General features: G+C 60.0%; 3 protein-coding genes. All 3 read right to left on the reverse strand.

Features of this window, described 5'->3' with window-relative positions:
* Nucleotides 1-335 (reverse strand): LpxD N-terminal domain-containing protein (locus tag EN906_RS27570; protein ID WP_281060462.1); only part of this gene is annotated, 335 nt, incomplete at its 3' end.
* 75 nt (nucleotides 336-410) lie between these two features.
* Nucleotides 411-2,780 carry an outer membrane protein assembly factor BamA gene (bamA, locus tag EN906_RS27575; protein ID WP_127268628.1) on the reverse strand — a complete coding sequence of 790 codons (2,370 nt, stop codon included), beginning with the start codon at nucleotides 2,778-2,780 and terminating at the stop codon, nucleotides 411-413.
* Between the two features lie 217 nt (nucleotides 2,781-2,997).
* Nucleotides 2,998-3,417 (reverse strand): RIP metalloprotease (locus EN906_RS27580; RefSeq protein WP_164777399.1); only part of this gene is annotated, 420 nt, incomplete at its 5' end.

Raw genomic sequence — 3,417 nt, forward strand, 5'->3', positions numbered from 1 at the left:
GGCCCTGGTGTCGCCGCCCTCGGAAACAGCAGACGCCCGATCAGCGCGAAGGCCTGTTGCGGACGCGGATGAATGAGAACGGCAACGCTTGCCGGCGCCTTGCCGGCAAATTCCGCCGGGCACAGGACCGCGGCTGCCCGCAGCGACGGCATCAGCGCGGAATTACGCTTGCCATCGACAAAGACGAGCGCATTCTCGCCGCCCTCGCTGGCAGGCGCGAGTGCTTCGATCGAAATATCGGAGTGGCCGGAATCGACGAGCACCGAGCCGGTCAGATTCGCGACTTCGCCCGCCGTATACCGGCGTGATGGCGCGAAGAACACCGGATCGGTCATTCCAGAAGCTATATCCAGCTAGGTCGGAACATTTCTCCCGGACCCTGAGGACCCGGGAGCATCGTTGGCCGCCGATCAGAAGCGGGTCGATATGCCGAAGTTGAATTCCTGCACGTCGTCGCGCGCTTCCTTCTTGACCGGGATCGCATAGTCGATACGGATCGGACCGAATGGCGATGCCCACATCAGGCCGAGGCCGACCGAGGCACGCAACTTCATGCCGACCGAGTCCTGAGTGACGCCAGCGGTGTCGACCTTGCTTCCATAGAGCGTTGCCGCGTCCGCGAAGACCGCGCCACGCAAGCCAAAGCTCTCCGGAATGACCGGGAGCGGGAACTGGGCCTCTGCCGACGCATTGAAATAGGTCGTGCCGCCGAGATGGTCGCCAGTAGCAGTATCGACAGGACCGATGCCGCCATAGGCGAAGCCACGGATCATGCGATCGGTGCTCTGGAACTGATCGAAAATCCGCAGACCATCGCTGCCGTATCCTTCAACATGGCCAGCGCCACCTGAAATGAGCCCGACCAGGTCGTACTGCTCCGACAGCGTCTGGTAGATGCTGCCGCGGCCCGTGACTTTCACGAACTTGGCATCACCACCGAGGCCTGCGACTTCCACGGTCGTGGTGGCATAGATACCCTCGTGCGGGCTCTTCATATCGTCGATGGTGTTGTAGACCAGCCCGAGGCTGACCGACGACTTGATCCAAGGGCTTTGTTCGATGCCGTCCAGGATAGCCGTGGAAACACTGCAACCGGGATCAGGAACCCCGTCGCCATTTGCATCGCAGCTGTCATCCAGCTCATATTTCTCTTGCGAGATGTTGTACGCCAACTGGGTCGAGATGCTGTCGGTGATCGGCAGACCGAAGCGCACCGTCGCACCCGTGGTATCGCTGTCGTAGTTGTCGTATTCCCTGGTCGACTTGAAGATGTCGAAGCCGGCGGCGATGCGCCGTCCGAGGAAATAAGGCTCGGTGAAGGACAGGCTGTAGTCGCGTGAATTCTTGCCGCCGCCCGCCGACAGCTTGATGAACTGGCCACGACCGAGGAAGTTGCGCTCGGTCACCGATCCTTCGACCGACGGACCGGCCGTGTCGCCACCGGTCGAATAACCAGCGCCCACCGAGAACTCGCCGGTCGATTTCTCGACCACATCGACCACCAGAACGACCTGGTCAGGCTGCGAGCCCGGCACGGTCGAGATGTCGACTTTCTCAAAGTAATTCAGGTTTTCCAGGCGCTTCTTCGCGCGCTGGATGAGCACCTGGTTGAAGGCGTCGCCTTCGCTGACATCGAACTCGCGGCGAATGACATAGTCACGCGTGCGATCGTTGCCGCGGATCTCGATGCGCTCGATATAGGCCTTGGTGCCCTGGTCGATCGTGTAGACGACCGAAATGGTGTGGTTCTCGAAATTCCGGTCGCCGCGCGGCGTGACCTGCGCGAAGGCATAGCCGGAACCGGCCACCTTCTCGGTCAGCGCGATGATGGAATCCTCGACGTTCTTGGCGTTGTAGACGTCACCCTTATGGGTCTCGATCACCGATTCCAGCGACTTGCCGTCGACTTCAGGGATCGAGCTCTCGACGCTGACATCACCGAACGTGTAGCGGTCGCCTTCCTGGACGGTGATGGTGACCGTGTACTTGTTCGTCGCGCTGTCGAGCTCGCCGACAGCAGACACGACCTGGAAGTCGGCATAGCCGTGATTGTAGTAGAAGCGGCGCAGCAGCTCCTCGTCCGCGCGCAGCTTGTCATCGTCATAGACGTCGTCGCGCAGGACGAAGGAAAGCCAGGACGAGCGCTTGGTATTGATGATATCCGCCAGGCGGCGGCTGGAATAGGCACTGTTGCCGACGAAATTGACCGCCGCGATCTGCGTGCGATCGCCTTCAACGATGTTGAAGACAACGTTTACGCGATTGTCGCCAAGCTGCATAACCTGCGTGGTCACGGTCACATCGTCACGACCAATGCGCCTGTATGCAGCCTTGACCGATTCCACGTCGGCATCGAGCGTCGCCTGCGAGAACGTTCCGCGCGGCTTCAGCTGCACCGCCGCCGCAAGTGCATTGTCCTTGAGCTTCTTGTTGTTCTGGAACAGCACCTGGTTGACCACCTGGTACTCGGCGACCTTGACCACCAGCGTCGAGCCGACCTGGTTGATCTGCACGTCCGAAAACAGGCCAGTTCCGAACAGTGCCTTGACCGCACCGTCGATATCGGAACTGGAGAAAGCCTTGCCCGGCTTGATGGTGATGTAATTGCGGATGGTCTCAGCGTCGATACGCTGGTTGCCGCTCACTTCCACTCTGCTGACGACAGCGGCTTCAGCCGCCGATGTGGCAACGAACTGCACTGCGAGCGCGCCTGGCACGACCATGGCCGCGGACAGGGTCACCGCGGACGCGGCGCTTAGAAACTTGGATGCTGCCTTCATCGGGCTTAATAACCTTTTCTCGTAGTCCCCACGGCGAGAAAACCGGACGTGCGGTAATTTCCCCTACCGTATTAACCGGATTTTCCCTACACGCAAGGCTTCTGGTTAATTTGTATTTACTTAACCCTGCGGCGTGGCTTTCGCGTCACTCATATCCCCTTGCATGGTAAACGGCGTCTCAACATCGTCCATGCAGAAGCCAAATTTCTTCATGATTTCAGCACCCAAACAGATCGTTCCAAAAAACGAACCCCATGAAGCACAGCACCAGAAGCAACCCGGCCCGATAGGCCATTTCCATCATCCGTTCCGACACCGGACGGCGAATGACAGCCTCCACCCCGTAGAACAAGAGGTGACCGCCGTCGAGGGGGGGAATCGGCAAAAGGTTCAGAATTCCGATGCCAACGGATAGCAGTGCAACCAGCTGCACCAGCCATTCGAATCCCAGTTTCGCAGCCCTGCCCGCCATGTCGGCGATCTTCACCGGACCGCCCAGCTGACATTTGTCTTCGCGCCCGACAACAAAGCGCTGCAGGAACTGGCCGGTGCGCTGGATGACGTGACCGGTTTCCTCGACCGCCGCCGCGACCGCTCCGACCGGCGTGTAGGTGATCAGCCTCGGCTGACCGAGTTC

Source organism: Mesorhizobium sp. M7A.F.Ca.CA.004.06.1.1, assembly GCF_003999135.1.
In the GTDB taxonomy this organism is placed as follows: Bacteria; Pseudomonadota; Alphaproteobacteria; order Rhizobiales; family Rhizobiaceae; genus Mesorhizobium.

What these genes read in the sequence shown, in the direction of transcription:
- bamA (WP_127268628.1), bottom strand. Translation starts at nt 2,780, where the DNA reads ATGAAGGCAGCATCCAAGTTTCTAAGCGCCGCGTCCGCGGTGACCCTG.